11 protein-coding genes and 1 pseudogene are annotated in these 15,177 nt (G+C 71.2%); 9 read left to right on the forward strand and 3 right to left on the reverse strand.

Features of this window, described 5'->3' with window-relative positions:
- The 3 genes from V7026_RS08505 to V7026_RS08515 all read left to right on the forward strand — a co-directional run.
- Nucleotides 1-292 (forward strand): ABC transporter C-terminal domain-containing protein (locus tag V7026_RS08505; RefSeq protein ID WP_334154960.1); only part of this gene is annotated, 292 nt, incomplete at its 5' end.
- A 49-nt stretch (nucleotides 293-341) separates the two neighbouring features.
- On the forward strand, nucleotides 342-989 hold the full coding sequence (locus V7026_RS08510; protein ID WP_334154961.1) for a LysE family translocator: 648 nt from the start codon (nucleotides 342-344) through the stop codon (nucleotides 987-989).
- 90 nt (nucleotides 990-1,079) lie between these two features.
- Nucleotides 1,080-1,748 (forward strand): histidine phosphatase family protein, encoded by a 669-nt coding sequence (locus tag V7026_RS08515; protein WP_334154962.1) that lies wholly within the window; start codon nucleotides 1,080-1,082, stop codon nucleotides 1,746-1,748.
- A 50-nt stretch (nucleotides 1,749-1,798) separates the two neighbouring features.
- On the opposite strand, the gene V7026_RS08520 is transcribed toward V7026_RS08515, so the two are convergent.
- Both V7026_RS08520 and V7026_RS08525 read right to left on the reverse strand, forming a co-directional pair.
- A complete protein-coding gene (locus V7026_RS08520) occupies nucleotides 1,799-2,701 on the reverse strand; it encodes a creatininase family protein (protein WP_334154963.1) in 903 nt (300 codons plus the stop codon).
- Between the two features lie 19 nt (nucleotides 2,702-2,720).
- Nucleotides 2,721-3,971, reverse strand: a pseudogene (locus tag V7026_RS08525) (class I SAM-dependent methyltransferase).
- A gap of 174 nt (nucleotides 3,972-4,145) precedes the next feature.
- On the opposite strand from V7026_RS08525, the gene V7026_RS08530 reads away from it, so the two are divergent.
- The 3 genes from V7026_RS08530 to priA all read left to right on the forward strand — a co-directional run bounded on the left by V7026_RS08530 (nucleotide 4,146) and on the right by priA (nucleotide 9,896).
- Nucleotides 4,146-6,341, forward strand: a complete 2,196-nt coding sequence (locus V7026_RS08530) for a protein-disulfide reductase DsbD family protein (protein WP_334154964.1) — start codon at nucleotides 4,146-4,148, stop codon at nucleotides 6,339-6,341.
- Nucleotides 6,342-6,375: 34 nt separating this feature from the next.
- On the forward strand, nucleotides 6,376-7,488 hold the full coding sequence (gene hemE, locus V7026_RS08535) for a uroporphyrinogen decarboxylase (protein ID WP_334154965.1): 1,113 nt from the start codon (nucleotides 6,376-6,378) through the stop codon (nucleotides 7,486-7,488).
- A 353-nt stretch (nucleotides 7,489-7,841) separates the two neighbouring features.
- Entirely contained in the window at nucleotides 7,842-9,896 is a 2,055-nt protein-coding gene (priA, locus tag V7026_RS08540; RefSeq protein ID WP_334154970.1) for a replication restart helicase PriA, read from the forward strand.
- A 19-nt stretch (nucleotides 9,897-9,915) separates the two neighbouring features.
- Here the strand turns inward: priA and V7026_RS08545 are convergent, their stop codons facing one another.
- Nucleotides 9,916-10,866, reverse strand: coding sequence for an AEC family transporter (locus V7026_RS08545; RefSeq protein WP_334154966.1), 951 nt, complete (start codon nucleotides 10,864-10,866; stop codon nucleotides 9,916-9,918).
- Nucleotides 10,867-10,974: 108 nt separating this feature from the next.
- Here V7026_RS08545 and V7026_RS08550 point away from each other — a divergent pair, with 108 nt between their 5' ends.
- The 3 genes from V7026_RS08550 to V7026_RS08560 all read left to right on the forward strand — a co-directional run.
- Nucleotides 10,975-13,035: an ATP-dependent helicase gene (locus tag V7026_RS08550; RefSeq protein ID WP_334154967.1), complete on the forward strand. Its 2,061-nt coding sequence runs from the start codon at nucleotides 10,975-10,977 to the stop codon at nucleotides 13,033-13,035.
- Between the two features lie 125 nt (nucleotides 13,036-13,160).
- On the forward strand, nucleotides 13,161-13,688 hold the full coding sequence (locus tag V7026_RS08555; protein WP_334154968.1) for a molybdopterin-dependent oxidoreductase: 528 nt from the start codon (nucleotides 13,161-13,163) through the stop codon (nucleotides 13,686-13,688).
- On the forward strand, nucleotides 13,685-15,177 hold a 1,493-nt coding region (locus V7026_RS08560), incomplete at its 3' end, for a sensor histidine kinase (RefSeq protein WP_334154969.1). The genes V7026_RS08555 and V7026_RS08560, both read left to right, overlap by 4 nt.

The raw sequence follows: 15,177 nt of genomic DNA on the forward strand, positions 1-15,177 counted from the left end.
GTCCCACCCCGCCACCGATGCGAGCGCCGCGCTGCCGACCCCGCAGCGACGGCTGGGCTACAAGGAGCGGCGCGAGTTGGAGGCACTGCCCGGGCGGATCGAGGCGCTGGAGGCCGAACAGCGCACCATCGAAGCCGAACTGGGCAACGGCACGCTGTACGGACGCGACCCGCAGCGGGCGCAAGCGCTCGCCGAGCGCCATGCGGCGATCGAGGTGGCGCTGATGGAGGCGTTGGAGCGCTGGGAGGCGCTGGATGGCTGGGCGCGGGAAGAATCGCGCGGCAGCCGCTGATCGCCATTCCCTGGGTATAGTGCCCCCTCCGACGACATTTGCGCGTTTCATGCCCTGGAGTGAGTTCCTCGCCCTGCTGACGCTGGCCACGGCCACCAGTTTCACGCCCGGGCCCAACACCACGCTGTCCACCGCGCTGGCCGCCAACGGCGGTCTGCGTCGTGCGCTGCCCTTTGTGTGCGCGGCCCCGGCGGGTTGGTCGCTGCTGCTGGCGCTGTGCGCCGCCGGGGTGGGCGCGGCCGTGCTGGCGATGCCCGTCCTGCGGCAGGGGATTCTGTGGGGGGGTGTCGCTTACCTGCTGGTGTTGGCGTGGCGCTTGGCCGGCACCTCGACGCTGGCCCAGGTGGGGGCGCAGCGCTTGCAGATGTCTTTCGCGCGCGGCGTGGCCTTGCAGTTTTTCAACATCAAGGCGTGGATGCTCGCGCTGTCCATCGTCGCGGGATGGATTGCCGGGCATCCGCAGGGGTGGTCCCGCTTCTGGCTGGTGCTGCCGGTGATGGTGTTCTACGCCTTTTCGAGCAACCTGACCTATGCGCTGGTGGGTTCGGTGTTGCGTGGCTGGCTGGCCGGCCCCCTGGTCGAGGGGCGACCGAGCGGACGGCGGCTGCGGGTATTCAACCGCCTGATGGCGGCGGCCCTGGTGCTGACGGCCGTCTGGATGCTGTCGGCGGGGTTGGGCGGCGCGGGACGGGCGTGAGACGAAGTGCCCCCCGGGGTTGCCGCGGGGGATAGTCCCCCGTCACAGCCGCGACTGCCCGCAACGACCGACAGACCCAGAATGTCGGGCATGGGAACCATCCACCTCGTGCGGCACAGCCAGGCCTCTTTCGGCAGCGACGACTACGACCGCCTGAGCCCGCTGGGCTGGCGGCAGGGCCAGCGGCTGGGCGAGCACTTTCGCGCGCACGGGATGCGCGTCGAGGCCGTCTTCACCGGCACCTTGCGCCGCCACCACGACACCTGGCAGGCGATCCGGACCGGCTGGGGGGAGGACGGGGATGCCCAGATCTGGCCTGGGCTGGACGAATACGACAGCGCAGCGCTGATCGAGGCGTTGAACACGCCGCTGTCGGCGGATCCGCGCACGCCCGAGGGCTACCGCGAGCACTTTCGGCTGCTGCGCGACGCGCTGCGCCAGTGGATGGCGGGCGTGATCACACCGCGCGGCATGCCGCCATACCGGCAATTCGTGCGGGATGCCGTTGCGGTGCTGGACCATGTGCGCACCCGGCATCGCGGCGACGTGCTGGTGGTGAGCAGTGGCGGGCCGATTGCGACACTGGTCGGGCACCTGCTGGGAACCAGCCCCGAGACGACGATCGAGCTGAACCTGCGCATGCGCAACACCTCGGTGACGGAAGTGGCGCACAACCCCAAACGCTGCACGCTGGTGAGCTTCAACGCCCTGCCGCATCTGACCGGCCCCGAGCACCGCGACTGGATCACCCACGCCTGAGCGCGACAGGGCGCGGAAAGCGCGCGGGGTTGCCGACGGCCCCACGGCCCTCAGGCGAGCGACGGGCCTGGCACCGCAGTGGACAAGGGGACGGCCACCACATCCTGCAGCAACTGCGCCAGCGACCGGCCGGCCGCGGCCACCGCCCGCCGGCCCCAGTCGGCATCCGCAGCGGCGGCGTGGCCGGCTGCGCCTGCGGGGTGAACATCCTGCATCTGCCAGGCGAACTTGGCGCTGCGCCCATTGCCCAGCAGGGCGTAGCGGCGGGCGCGCTCCTCGGAGGTGGAAGGGAAGTCGCACAGCGCATCCTGCGCGACGCGCTCAGGGGCGATGGCCAGCATCACCGCGGTTTCGATCTGGCCGGCGTGCACGCCGAAGCGGCGCTCGCGCGCATCCAAATCGGCTTCCAGATCGTGGCCGTCGTGCTCGATGAGCGGCAGGTGGAACCAGTTGACCCCCCAGACGAGCAAATCGTGCCGAGCGCGCAGTTCCCGGCCGACCAGATCCATCAAACCGATGTGCCCGCCGTGGCCATTGAAGATGACCAGTTTGCGCACCCCGGCGCGCGCGACCGAGGCGCCAAGGTCGCGCCACAGCACCAGCGCCGTTTCGGCCGACAGGGTAAGGGTGCCGGGGAAGCGTTCGTGCTCCGGGCTCAGCCCCACCGGCAGGGTGGGCAGGACATACACCGGCGCCTCGGTCGGCAAATGGCCCGCGGCCGCGGCAAGGACCGCCTCGACGATGGCGGTGTCCACATCCAGCGGCAGGTGCGGTCCGTGCTGCTCGGTGGCCCCGACCGGCAGCACCGCCACGGTGTGCGCGGGATCCAACAAAGCGAACTCGGGCCAGCGCAAGTCGGCCCAGCGCTTGAGGCGGGGCGCGGAGTCGGCAGCGGGCGGGAGGCTCATGCCCTGCATCTTATCGGGCCATGGCTCGACCTGCTGCTCGGCCATGGATCGATCGAGACGACTATCAGGCCGGTGCGGGTGCCTCGTCGCCGTAGATCCAGCGCCGCGACGAGGGCAGCTCCTGCGCGCTGCGGCCGGCCGGCACAACACTTGGAACAGCGCGATCTGGTCGTGCTCGAACGCCCAGGCGCAGCCGGCCAGATAGACCCGCCAGATACGCCAGGTGCGCTCGGGCACCATGGCACGCAGGCGCTCGTGCTTGGCCTCGAAAGTGGCGCCCCAGCACTGCAGCGTGCGCGCGTAGTGGCGGCGCAGGTTCTCGACGTCGAACGGCTCCAGTCCCCCCCCCTGCATGGAGCGCAGCACGGTGGCGATGTGCGGCAGCTCGCCGTGCGGAAAGACGTATTTGTCGATGAAGCGACCGCCACCGTAAGGCGTTTCCCCGTCGCCGGGGTCGGTGGTGGTGATGCCGTGGTTCATCGCCCAGCCGTCCGGTGCCAGCCGCGCGCGGATGATGCGGAAATAGTCGGCCAGGTGCTTTAGCCCCACGTGCTCGAACATGCCGACGCTGGTGATGCGGTCGAAGGTGCCGTCGACGTCGCGGTAGTCCTGCAGGCGAATCTCGATGCGGTCCGCCAGGCCTGCGGCGGCGACGCGCTCGCGCGCCAGCTCGTACTGCGCCTGCGACAGCGTGATGCCGACGCAGCGCGCGCCGAAGCGCTGCGCCGCGCGCAACACCAGCGCCCCCCAACCACAGCCGATGTCCAGCAGCGTCTGGCCGGGCTGCAGGCGGATTTTGGTGAGAATGTGGTCGATCTTTTTGGTCTGCGCGGTGGCCAGGTCCTCGTCGCCGTGCTCGAAGTAGGCGCAGGAATAGACCATCGCCGGATCGAGCCATTCGGCGTAGAAGGCGTTGGAGACGTCGTAGTGATATTGGATGGCCTCGCGGTCGAGCTTGCGGCTGTGCGTGAAGCCCTTGACCATGCGCTGCAGCAGCGAGGAGGGGTGCGCGCCCCTCGGCGGCGCGGCGCACCAGGGTGTGCGCCATCGCCAGTACGTCGTCGATGTCGCCGTCCACATCGATGCGGCCTTCGACATAGGCCTCGCCGAGGCTGTCGAGCGACGGATCGAGCAGCGCGGTCAGCGCGACGGCATCGCGCACCGTGATGACGACGCGCGGCGTGTCGAACGCGCCCAGGTCCCAGCACTGCGTCGGCTCGCCGCCGCCCACACCCCAGCAGACGCGCAGCGGCAGGTCGACGCGCTCGCGCCAACGCTGCACCCAACCGTCGATGGCCTTGTCGATCGAAGGCATGCGTATCCCTCCACGTCCACACCGACTGTGCGGGATTGTTGGCCAGCGCGCGCGGCTTGTGAAGCTGGGGCGCGACGATGGCCGGGATTGATTTTGGCAATCGGGCGCGTTGGCGGACAATCGACCCTCCCGCCGGGGAACCCCCGGGGGATGCGATGGTTCCATGGATGCACGATGAGAACGATGCGAGAGACGATGCGGCGCGCGGCGCGCGCGCTGGCGGCGGGGCTGCTGGGCGCCCTGCTGCCGCTGTGGGTGGCGGCTCAGGGGGGGCTGGCGGGGCTGCCCGGGTCGGGCGGCACGGCCGGCGCGCCGGGCGATCGCGCCCGCACCGAGTACGCCCAGGTTCAACTGCTGGCGCACGCGCCGCAGGGCGTGGCGGCCGGGCGGCCGCTGTGGTTAGGGCTGCGCATCGAGCACGCGCCCGAGTGGCACACCTACTGGCACAACCCGGGCGACTCGGGCCTGCCGATCGAGCTGAACTGGACGCTGCCCGACGGCGTGCAAGCCGGCGCGATCCAGTGGCCGACGCCACGCAAGTTCCCGCTCGGGGATCTGGCCAACTACGGCTACGACGGCACCGTGCTGCTGCCGGTGCCGGTGACGCTGCCGTCGGCCTGGCAGGGTGCCAGCCTGCCGGTGCAGCTGCATGCCACATGGCTGATCTGTCGCCGCGAATGCGTGCCGGAGGAAGCCACGCTGCGGCTGGAGCTGTCCGCAGGCGCGCCGATCGCGCAGCACGCGGCTGAGTTCGAGGCCGCCTGGGCCGCCGCGCCGCGCGCGTTGCCGCAGGCGCGCGCCGAGCTGCGCGTGGACGAGGCCGGGCTGCACGTGCGCGCCAGCGGCCTGCCGGCGGATTGGCGCGGGCGCGCGTTGGAGTTCTTCCCGGAGACGGCCAACCTGATCGCCCCCGGCGCGCCGTGGACGCAGGGCTGGGACGGCGATACTTGGCGCGCGACGCTGCCGTTCAATCCCTACCGTAGCGAGACAGTGATGCAGCTGGCCTTCGTGCTGGCGCGTGCTGAGGCTGGTCACGGCCCGGCCGCCGCTGGCGTGCGGCTGCAGGCCGACGTGCAGGGCACCTGGCCGGCGGTGGCGCAACCTGAGGCGCCCCCGGCTACGATCCCGGCGGTGCCGGCGGGCGGCACGGGGCCGACGACGCTGGGCCTGGCGCTGGCGCTGCTCGGGGCGCTGCTGGGCGGCATGATCTTGAACCTGATGCCGTGCGTGTTCCCGGTGCTGGCGATCAAGGTGATGGCGTTCCAGACGCACGGGGCGGATGCGCGCGCGCACCGGCTGGGGGGGCTGGCCTACGCGGCCGGGGTGGTGCTGTCGTTCCTGGCGCTGGGCGGGCTGCTGCTGGTGCTGCGCAGCGCCGGCGAGGCGGTGGGCTGGGGCTTTCAGCTTCAGAACCCGTGGGTGGTGGCGGGGCTGACGGTGCTGTTCACCTTCATCGCGCTGAACCTGGCGGGGCTGTTCGAACTGCGGCAACTCGCGCCGTCGGGCCTGGCGGAGCTGCAGCTGCGCCATCCGCTGGCCGATGCCTTTTTGACCGGGGTGCTGGCCACCGCGGTGGCTTCGCCGTGCACGGCGCCGTTCATGGGCGCGTCTCTGGGGCTGGCGGTGACGCTGCCGGCGCCGGCGGCGCTGGCGGTGTTCGGCGCACTGGGGCTGGGCATGGCGCTGCCGTACCTGGCGGCGAGCTGGTGGCCGGGGCTGGCGCGGCGGCTGCCGCGCCCCGGGCCGTGGATGGAGACGTTCCGCCAGGCGATGGCGTTTCCGATGCTGGCCGCGGCGATCTGGCTGCTGTGGGTGCTGGGCCAGCAGAGCGGCATCCACGGCGCGGCGGCGCTGCTGCTGTTGCTGCTGGCGCTGGCCTGGGTGCTGTGGGCGCTGGGGCGGCGCGCGCGCACGCTGGCGGCGCTGGGGGTACTGGGGCTGCTGGCGCTGGGCTGGAGCGTGGGGCCGGCGGTGGTGCGCGACGCGCACGGCGCCGCCCCCGCCGCGCAGGCCAACCCCGCCGACGGCGCATGGGAGCCGTGGTCGGCAACGCGGCAGGCCGAGCTGCTGGCCGCCGGGCGGCCGGTGTTCGTCGATTTCACCGCCGCCTGGTGTGTCACCTGCCAGGTCAACAAGGCCGCGGTGCTGAGCGATGCGGCGGTGCTGCGTAACGCCGAGGAGGCCGGCGTTGCGCTGCTGCGCGCCGACTGGACGCGGCGCGATCCGGCCATCACGCAGGAGCTGGCCCGGCTCGGGCGCAGCGGCGTGCCGGTGTACGTGCTGCATGTACCGGGGCGCGCGCCCCAGGTGCTGACCGAGGTGCTCAGCGTGGCGCAGGTGCGCACGGCGTTGCAGGCGGCGCGGCGATAATGCGCCGCGATCCGCACCACCCGCGCGAACCCCTATGTCCTTTGCCCCGCTGACCAACGACACCTTCCTGCGCGCCTGCCTCGGCCAAGCCACCGACCACACCCCGGTGTGGCTGATGCGGCAGGCCGGCCGCTACCTGCCTGAGTACTGCGCCACGCGCGCGCGCGCCGGCAGTTTCATGGGGCTGGCCACCAACGTCGACTTCGCCACCGAAGTGACGCTGCAGCCGCTAGAGCGCTACGCGCTGGATGCGGCGATCCTGTTCTCCGACATCCTGACCGTACCGGACGCGATGGGCCTGGGGCTGCGTTTCGAGGCCGGCGAGGGACCGAAGTTCGAGCGCACCGTGCGCAGCGAGGCCGACGTGGCGGCGCTGGCGGTGCCGGACCTGGAGCGGCTGAGCTATGTGTTCGACGCGGTGACGTCGATCCGCCGGGCGCTCGGGGGGCGCGTGCCGTTGATCGGCTTTTCCGGCAGCCCGTGGACGCTGGCCTGCTACATGGTGGAAGGCGGCGGCTCCGACGACTACCGCCACGTCAAGAGCCTGATGTACCGCCGCCCAGACCTGATGCATCGGCTGCTGGCGGTCAACGCCGATGCGGTGGCGGCGTACCTGACCGAGCAGATCCGCGCCGGTGCGCAGGCGGTGATGCTGTTCGACAGCTGGGGCGGGGTGCTGGCCGACGGGATGTTCCAGCGCTTCAGCCTGGCCCACACGCAGCGCGTTCTTGCGCAGCTGCCGCGCACGCACGATGGCGCCACCATCCCGCGCATCGTCTTCACCAAGGGCGGCGCGCCGTGGCTGGCGGAGATGGCGGCGCTGGACTGCGACGTGTTGGGCGTGGACTGGACGGTGCACTTGGGTCGCGCGCGCGCGCTGGTGGGCGGGCTGCCGGGCGGGCCGGGCAAGGCGCTGCAGGGCAACCTGGACCCGGCCGTGCTGCTTTCGAGCCCCGAGGCGGTGGCCGAACAGGCAGTGGCGGTGTTGGAGGCGTTCGGCGCCCCGCACACCGACCCGACGCGGCGCGGGCCGACGCACATCTTCAACCTCGGCCACGGCATCAGCCAGCACACGCCGCCGGAGCATGTGCAGGTGCTGGTCGAAACGGTGCACGCGCACTCGCGCCGCATGCGCGGCACGGCCTAACCCCGCTCCCCGGTCATGTACGACACGGGCTTTATGCACACTTCCGCAGGGGCGGGACGCTCTGTCCGTCGGTTGGCCCGGGCGCTGACAATTGCCAAAGCAATTTCCGCAAGTCATTGAAACTCCTATGGTTTCATCGTTTTGCCAGTTTTTTGGCAATCCAGTCGAAGCCTTGATGGACAATGCTTTGCGGCAGAGTTCCGCAGCTTGTCGACAAAGTTATCCACAGTTTCTCGGGGCAAGCGGGAAAACCCGCAAACCTGCCCACGCGTGACGTCCCTCGCACGGCCGTGACGGAAACGCCCTGCCCCCCTACTCAGGCAACTCCGGCATCGACCTGGGTCGAGGTGGTGGTGGCCGCCCCTGCCTACAGCGGGCTGGGCGACCGACTGACCTACCGATGCGACCGCCCGCTTACGGCAGGCACCCTGGTGCGCGTGCCGCTGGGGCGACGCGAGGTGCTGGGCATTGCCTGGGGCCCGACGCCCGTCGATCCCACTTGCGCCCCCGAGCAGGTGCGCCCGGTCACCGAGGTCTGGGATGCGCTACCGCCGCTGGACGCGGATTGGCGCGATCTGGTGGCGTTTGCCGCCCGCTACTACCAGCGGTCGTTGGGCGAGGTGGCCCTGGCGGCGCTGCCCCCCGCGTTGCGGGAACTGACCTCGCCGCAATTGCAGCGCCGTCTGAAGCGCGCGGCACCGGCGCCCACCCCATGCGCCGACCACCCCACACCCGTCCCCGCGTTAACGCCGGCTCAGGCCGATGCCCTGGCGGCCATCGAAGCGAGTGATCGGCCCGTGTTGCTGTTCGGCGCCACCGGCAGCGGCAAAACCGAGGTCTATCTGCAGGCCACGGCACGGCTGCTGGCACGCGACCCACAGGCGCAGGCCCTGGTGCTGGTGCCGGAAATCAACCTCACCCCGCAACTGGAGCAGCGCTTTCGCGCCCGGTTTGGCGATGCGGTCACGACGCTGCACTCTCGGCTCACCCCGGCCCAGCGGCTGCAGCACTGGCTGGCCGCGCACCGCGGGCAGGCGCGCATCGTGCTGGGCACGCGCATGGCGGTGCTTGCCAGTCTGCCGCACTTGCGGCTGATCGTCGTGGACGAAGAGCACGACCCCAGCTACAAAAGCCAGGAGGGCGCGCGCTACTCCGCGCGTGACTTGGCCGTGTATCGGGCCCACCGGGGCAGCGCGGACGGCCGACGGGTGGTGCTGGGCTCGGCCACCCCCGCGCTGGAGAGCTGGCACGCCGCCGACAGTGGCCGCTACCGCCGGGTGGACATGGCCGACCGCGTGGGCGGCGCGGACTGGCCAAGGCTGCGGCTGGTCGACCTGCGCCACCAGCCGCGCGGCACCGCCCTGGCCCCCCCCCTACTGGCCGCCATCGAGGCGCGGCTGGCACGCGGCGAGCAGGCGCTGGTGCTGCTGAATCGGCGCGGGTACGCGCCGGTGATTGCCTGCGGCGACTGCGGCTGGAAGAGCGGCTGCCCGCACTGCAGCGCCCACCTGGTGTTCCACAAAGCCGACCGCAGCCTGCGCTGCCACCATTGTGGCCACGCGGCCCGCGTGCCCCGTGCCTGCCCCGACTGCGGCAACCTGGATCTGGCCCCCCTGGGCCGCGGCACCGAGCAGCTCGAGGAACAGCTTAACTCGGCCCTGGGGGCATTGCAACGGCCGGACGGCAACCCGGTGCGAATCGGCCGCCTAGACGCCGACACCGCGCGCGCGGCTGGGGCCTTGGAGCGCACCCTGGACGCCGTGCACAGCGGCGCCATTGACGTGCTGGTGGGCACACAGATGGTCGCCAAGGGGCACGACTTCCGGCGCATCACCCTGGTAGCCAGCGTCAACACCGACGGGGCGCTCTTTGCCGGCGACTGGCGCGCTCCCGAGCGGCTGTTCACTTTGCTGATGCAAGCGGCCGGCCGCGCGGGGCGCGATGCCCGCTTCGTTGCCGCGCGGGACAGCGCCGTGGAACTGTGGGTGCAAACCGCTTACCCCGAGCACCCCCTGTTCGCCGCGCTGGCCCGGCACGACTACGCAGTCTTCGCCGCCCAGCAACTGGAGGAGCGGCGCGCCGCTGGCATGCCGCCTTACAGCCACCAGGCCCTGCTGCGCGCCGAAGCGCGCCAGCTGGACGCCGCCCTGGCCTGGCTGCGGCATGCCGCCGACGCCGCGCACGACCTACCCGGTCGCGCCCACGTCACGCTCTACGCCCCCGTGCCCATGACGCTGACACGCGTGGCAGGGATCGAGCGGGCCCAGCTGCTGCTGGAAAGCCCCCACCGCCCCGCCCTGCAGGCGCTGCTGGGGGCCTGGATGCCGCGGCTGCACACCCTGCGCGCCCACGCGGACACGCGGGGCCTCACGCGCTGGGCGATCGACGTCGATCCGCTCAGCTTCTGAGCGACGCTGCGCGGAGACGTCACCGCAGCCAGGCCACGGCGGCGGAAAAGGTGAAAAACGCCAGCGCCGTGGAGACGAGGATGATGCGTGCGACACGCCCGTTGTCGGCCCCCATGCGCTCGGCCAGCAGCGACACATTGCTGGCGCTGGGCAGCGCGGCCGTGAGCACCATCACCGTCAGCGCTGCCGGCTGCAGACCGACGCCGATCTGGATAGCGCCAGCGCCCACCAGCAGCACCAGCAGCGGATGCAGCAGCAACTTCATCAGCGCCAGCGGCACGTAATCGCGCAGCGGCATCGGGTGATCGGCCTGCATTTGGGAGCGTGCCAACACCGCTCCGATGGTGAACAACGCCACCGGACTCGCCGCGTCGGCCAGCAGCCCCACCGTCTTGTCCAGCGGGCCCGGCAGCGCAATGCTCCAGGCCGAGGCCAGCGCCCCCAACCCGATCGCCCACGGCATGGGATTGCGCAGCACGCCCAGCAGCGCCTGCCGCAATGCCGCGCGTGCGCCGCCCTCCCCGGCATCCAGGCGCGACAGCGCGATGCACAGCGAGCTCGTGATCACCATGTCCACCACGATGACCACGATCACCGTGCCCACCGCCTGCGACCCCAGCAGCGCGGCAATCAGCGGCACCCCCATGAACCCCGAATTCGGAAACGCCGCCACCAGCGCGCCAAAGGCCGCATCGTTCCAGCGGATACGCCCGCCCAGGCTGACCGCGACCGCAAACCCCACCACCGTCAGCGCGCACAGCAGCCACACGCCGGCCACCGCGCCATCCAGCAGCCGGGCGATGGGCGTGGAAGCGCCAAAGCGATACAGCATGGCCGGCAGCGCAAAAAACAGCACGAAACCGTTGAGCCCGGGGATGGCCTCCAGCGGCAGCCAGCGCCGCCGTGCCGCCATGTAGCCGGCCGCCACCAGCGCAAAAAAGGGAAAGGTGACCGACAGGATGGAGCCCATGGGGCCCGATGGTAGCGGCCACGCTGCCGGGCCGCTGTCGCCCGTTGCGCTCGGTATCATCGCGCCCTCGCCCGCGTGCGAACGCCCCCCGGATGGCCTGAGCGACCGATGCACGACACCCTCAACCCCGCCCAGCTCGACGCCGTACACCACCTGCGCGGCCCCTCGCTCGTGCTGGCCGGCGCCGGCTCGGGCAAGACGCGCGTCATCACGCACAAGATCGCGCGGCTGATTCAGGCGGGGCTGGCGCCGGAGCGCATCGCCGCCATCACCTTCACCAACAAGGCCGCCACCGAGATGCGCGAGCGCGCCCGTACGCTGGTCGGCAAGGCCGCGCAGGGCGTGCTGCTGTGCACCTTCCACGCGCTGGGCGTGCGCATCCTGCGCGAGGACGGCGCGACGCTGGGCTTGAAGCCGCGGTTCTCGATCCTGGACACCGACGACATCGTCGGCCTGCTGAAGGACTGCGGCGGCACCACCGACGCCACCACCGCGCGCCACTGGCAGTGGCGCATCAGCCAGTGGAAGGGCGCGGGCCTGACGCCCGAGCAAGCGCTGGCCCAAGCGCGCGATGAGGCCGAACGGCACATCGCGCTCGTCATGGCGCGCTACCACGAGCGGCTGGCGGCCTACCAGGCGGTGGACTTCGACGACCTGATCCTGCTGCCGCTGAAGCTGCTGCGCGAGCACGCCGAGGTGCGCCAGCGCTGGCAGCAGCGCCTGGGCCATGTGCTGGTGGACGAATACCAAGACACCAGCGCCGTGCAGTACGAGCTGCTCAAGGCGCTGGTGGGCAATGGCGAACGGCCCGAACCACACCTGACCTGCGTTGGCGACGACGACCAGTCGATCTACGGCTGGCGCGGTGCGACGTTGGACAATCTGAAGCGCCTGCCGCAGGACTTTCCGACCCTCAAAATCATCAAGCTGGAGCAAAACTACCGCTCCACTAACGCCATCCTGCGCGCGGCCAACGCCGTCATCGGCCCCAACCCCAAGCTGTTCCCGAAGACGCTGTGGAGCGCGCTGGGCGAAGGCGAGCCGGTGCGCGTGCTGGCCTGCGACCACGAGGAGCACGAGGCCGAGCGCGCCGTGGCGCGCATCCAGGCCCTGCGCGCGCAGGGCGCGCCGTGGCGCGACTGCGCCATCCTCTACCGCGCCAACCACCAGTCGCGCGCCTTCGAAGTGGCCCTGCGCAAGGCGCAGATCCCCTACCGCGTCTCCGGCGGCACGAGCTTCTTCGACCGCGCCGAGATCAAGGACCTGTGCGCCTGGCTGCGGCTGCTGGCCAACGAGGACGACGACCCGGCCTTCCTGCGCGCGGTGACGACACCGCGGCGCGGCATCGGCCACCAGACGCTGGCGCAGCTCGGGCAGGTGGCCGCGGGGCTCAAGCTCAGCCTGTTCGAGACGCTGTTCGCGCCGACGCTGCAGGCCACGCTGGCGCCCAAGGCGCTGGCGGCGCTGCACGAGTTCGGTCGCTTCGTCAACGACCTGCAGTACCGCGCTCGCCACGCGGTGGGGCACGAGGCGGCGCGCGCGGTGCTGACGGCGTGGCTGGCCGACATCGGCTACGAGCGCCACCTGCACGACCACGCCGACAGCCCGCAGCAGGCCACGCAGCGCTGGGCCAACGTGCTGGACTTCGTGGACTGGATGGTGCAGCGCTGCGGCGGCCAGCTCGACGACGCCGGCGGCGTGGCGCTGCAGCGCGCGCCGCGCCCGCTGCTGGAGGTGGCGCAGACGGTGGTGCTGATCAGCACCCTGGCCGAGCGCGAGCAGGACCAGGACGCGGTCACGCTCTCGACCCTGCACGCAGCCAAGGGGCTGGAGTGGCCGCACGTGATGCTGGTCGGCGTCAACGAGGGGCTGCTGCCGTTCAAGCCCGACGCCGATGGCGAAGCGGCGCAGATTGCTGCGCGCATCGAGGAGGAGCGGCGCCTGATGTACGTCGGCATCACGCGCGCGCAGCGCACTCTGGTGGTGAGCTGGCTCAAGGCGCGCCGCCAGGGGCGCGAGCGCGTGGCCGCGCAGCCCAGCCGCTTCATCGCCGAAATGCAGCTCGACGCCGCCCCGGCGCAGGATGACCCGCGCGCGCGCCTGCGCGCGCTGCGCGAGGAGTTCGCCGCGCGCGCAGCGGCCGCAGCCCAAGCGCCCTCGCGTCTTTGAGCATCCTCGAGCGTCGTTGAGCGCCCCCCGGCTTCGTGCCCACGCGTACGAGGGAGCGCTAGTCCAAACGGGCGGCGTTTGCCGTAAGGTCGCGCGGAATTGCCACCTCTGAACACAACACCGCCATGAAACATCGCATTTCGCGCAGATCGCTCATGTTCGCCATCGCTGGGCTGGGCAGCGGGCTGGGTAGCGCCGTCGGCGCCCAACCGGCCACGCTGACGCAGCCGAAGGAGAGGATCATCCTCACGGTCGGCGGGCAGATCGGGGTACGCAATCAGGGGGCGCAGGCGGCCTTCGACCTGGCCATGCTGGATGCGCTGCCGCAGCACACCTTCACGACCCAGACGCCTTGGGACGACAAGCCAGTGACCTTTCGCGGCCCCCGCTTGCGCGACGTGCTCTCCGCCGTGCGGGCACAGGGGCGGCAGCTGCGGGCCACCGCGCTCAACGACTACCGCATCGTGATCCCCATGGAGGACGCGCAGCGCTTCGACGTGGTCGTCGCCACGCGCAAAAACGGCGAGATCATGCCCGTGCGCGACAAAGGGCCACTGTTCATCGTTTACCCCTTCGACAGCGACCCAGCGCTCAAGGACAAGCGCTACTACGAACGCTCGATCTGGCAACTCAAGGCGATCGACGTCGAATGACCGCGAGGCCAGCCCCGCCGGCCGCGGCCTCCACCGCCACGGGCGCGGCCGAGGGCCGGCGCTTCCTGATCTGGGTCGCCATCACGACGGCCCTGCTGGGCGCGGGGCTGGCGGTGCTGCTGGCGGTCTTCCTGCGGCAAGTGCGCTCGGCGGAGGAAACCGCGCAACTGCAGGCCGACTCGCTGACGGCGATCGTCTTTCAGCACGAACGCGAGTTTTTGCGCCTGCGCGAAGAGCTGCGCGCCGCTGCCGCCCAACCAGCCCAGGTGGATTGGGACGCCCTGGCCCTGCGGCAGGAGATCTTTGCCGGTCGGGTGGCGCTGCTGCGCGAAAACCCCACCATGAAGCCGCTACGGCCGCACCCCGACTACGTCGCGCTGTTGGGACGGCTGCAGGGCTTGGTGACCCGGGTGGACGCCCTGCTGCACACCGCCGACGCCGGCCGGCTGCGGGCCATCGTGGACGAGATGGAGCTGCTCGGACCGGATGTGCAAGCCCTGACGCTGACGGCCAACGGGGTGATGGTCGGCATGATCGAAACCAAGTTGCAGGAAGTCCGGCGCCTACAGCGCTACGTGGTCTGGCTCATGACCGCGCAGGTGCTGGTGCTGCTTGCCGCTGCGGCAGCCCTGTGGCAGCGCCAGCGCCGCCAGCAGCACGAGCGCGCCGAGCTGGAGGCGCTCAACACCGCCCTGCGCGGCGCGCGCGACGCGGCCGAGGCCGCCAACCGCGCCAAGAGCCAGTTTCTGGCCAACATGAGCCACGAGCTGCGCACCCCCTTCAACGGAGTGCTTGGCATGCTGGCCATGCTGGAAGACAGCCCGCTGACCCCGGCCCAGCGCGACCAGCTGCAAACCGCTCGCTCCTCGGCCGAGCACTTGCTGAGCCTGCTCAACGACATTTTGGATCTGTCCGCACTGGATGCCGGGCAGATGCGCATCCAGCCCGAACCGCTGAACCTGCCACAACTGGCGCAAGAGGTGCACCGCTGGCTGCAGCCGCACGCCAACCGCAAAGGCCTGGCCCTGGGCCTGACCATCGACGACGGCGGCACCCCCTGGGTTGAGGCGGACGGAACGCGGGTACGCCAGATTTTGCTCAACCTGGTGGGCAACGCCATCAAGTTCACGGAACAAGGCCGGGTGGACTTGGCGCTGCGGGCGGAGCCCGCCGGCGCCGGCGGTACGCTGGTGCGTTGGACGGCCGTGGTGTGCGACACGGGCATCGGCATGGATGCGGCCACCGTCGCGCGGCTGTTCCAGCGGTTCCAGCAGGCGGACCCCTCCATCACCCGTCGCTATGGGGGCAGCGGGCTGGGGCTGGACATTTCGCGCACGCTGGCGCGCCTGATGGGCGGGGACGTGGTGGTGGACAGCCAGCCCGGTGTCGGCTCCACCTTCACCGCCACCTGGATCACCCGCGTCGCGGAACCGGATGCCCAGCCGTCGGGCTTTGCGGTCACGCGCCCCAACCCGTGGCTGGCCCCGCC

This window comes from Tepidimonas sp. (assembly GCF_036825565.1).
Taxonomy (GTDB): domain Bacteria; phylum Pseudomonadota; class Gammaproteobacteria; order Burkholderiales; family Burkholderiaceae_C; genus Tepidimonas.

What these genes read in the sequence shown, in the direction of transcription:
- V7026_RS08510 (WP_334154961.1), top strand. Translation starts at nt 342, where the DNA reads ATGCCCTGGAGTGAGTTCCTCGCCCTGCTGACGCTGGCCACGGCCACC.
- V7026_RS08515 (WP_334154962.1), top strand. Translation starts at nt 1,080, where the DNA reads ATGGGAACCATCCACCTCGTGCGGCACAGCCAGGCCTCTTTCGGCAGC.
- V7026_RS08520 (WP_334154963.1), bottom strand. Translation starts at nt 2,701, where the DNA reads ATGGCCGAGCAGCAGGTCGAGCCATGGCCCGATAAGATGCAGGGCATG.
- V7026_RS08530 (WP_334154964.1), top strand. Translation starts at nt 4,146, where the DNA reads ATGAGAACGATGCGAGAGACGATGCGGCGCGCGGCGCGCGCGCTGGCG.
- hemE (WP_334154965.1), top strand. Translation starts at nt 6,376, where the DNA reads ATGTCCTTTGCCCCGCTGACCAACGACACCTTCCTGCGCGCCTGCCTC.
- V7026_RS08545 (WP_334154966.1), bottom strand. Translation starts at nt 10,866, where the DNA reads ATGGGCTCCATCCTGTCGGTCACCTTTCCCTTTTTTGCGCTGGTGGCG.
- V7026_RS08550 (WP_334154967.1), top strand. Translation starts at nt 10,975, where the DNA reads ATGCACGACACCCTCAACCCCGCCCAGCTCGACGCCGTACACCACCTG.
- V7026_RS08555 (WP_334154968.1), top strand. Translation starts at nt 13,161, where the DNA reads ATGAAACATCGCATTTCGCGCAGATCGCTCATGTTCGCCATCGCTGGG.